Here is a 968-nt window from a genome sequence, read left to right as displayed (position 1 = left end):
ATCGAGGGCGTGGCGCTGGACGGCATCTTTGCGCTGCGCAATTTTGCCGATGCAGGCCGCATCCGGCAAAGGACCGAAGCCGCGCAGTCCGTCGTCATTGTCGGTGGCGGCTTCATCGGCATGGAGATCGCGCACACGCTGGCCGGCCTCGGCAAGCAGGTGACGCTTCTCGAAATGGCGCCGCGCGTTCTCGGGCGTTCCGTCGCGCCCGCCATCTCGATCTATGCCGACGCGCGCGCGCGGGCAGCCGGCATCGATCTGAAGGTCGATATTGGCGTCGCCAGCATGGAAGGATCGAACGGGCATGTCGCGGCCGTCCGGCTCGCCGATGGCTCGCGCATTCCGGCCGATCTCGTCATCCTCGGCACCGGCGTCGTGCCGAATGTGGAACTCGCAGCGGACGCAGGTCTCGAAATCGCCAACGGCATCGTCGTCGACGAAGCGTTGCGCACCGCCGATCACCGCATCCTCGCGCTCGGAGACGCGGCGAGTTTCCATCACTGGCACGCCGGCCGTCCCGTGCGGCTGGAATCGGTGCAGAATGCCAGCGATCAGGCCAAGCACGCCGCGCGCACCATCACCGGCAAGGCCGGCGCCTATCGCGACGTGCCGTGGTTCTGGTCCGACCAGGGCGACATCAAGCTCCAGACGGCCGGTCTCTCCTTGGATGCCGACCGCTTCGTCGTTTCGGGCAATCCCGACGACGACGCTTTCTCGGTCTGGCATTTTTCCGGGCCGCGGCTTCTGGCGGTCGATTCGATCAACCGCGCGGCCGACCACATGATCGCGCGAAAGCTGCTTGCCGCCGGCGTCGATCCGTCCGACGCCGACATCGCGGCAGGCGCACCACGTCTCAAGGAACTCGCGTTGGCGAGGCCGTAGGCGGCCACATACGCGAAAAGACGCCATCGCGGCGAACGAGACCGTGATAGGCGGCTGCGCCAACATGCAGGACAAGGAACAGGCCG

The 968-nt window shown here is 66.7% G+C and carries 1 protein-coding gene; it reads left to right on the top strand.

Annotation, left to right across the window (positions count from 1 at the left end; all coding sequences use genetic code 11):
* On the top strand, nt 1-882 hold an 882-nt coding region (locus PZ895_RS16450; RefSeq protein ID WP_275840086.1), incomplete at its 5' end, for an FAD-dependent oxidoreductase.
* Nucleotides 883-968 lie beyond the last annotated feature (86 nt).

Origin of the sequence: Mesorhizobium sp. YIM 152430, from assembly GCF_029210365.1 — a bacterium.
GTDB lineage: Bacteria > Pseudomonadota > Alphaproteobacteria > Rhizobiales > Rhizobiaceae > Aliihoeflea.
Note: the sequence above shows the minus strand (reverse complement) of the source record. Positions and strands in the feature narration are given on the sequence as shown.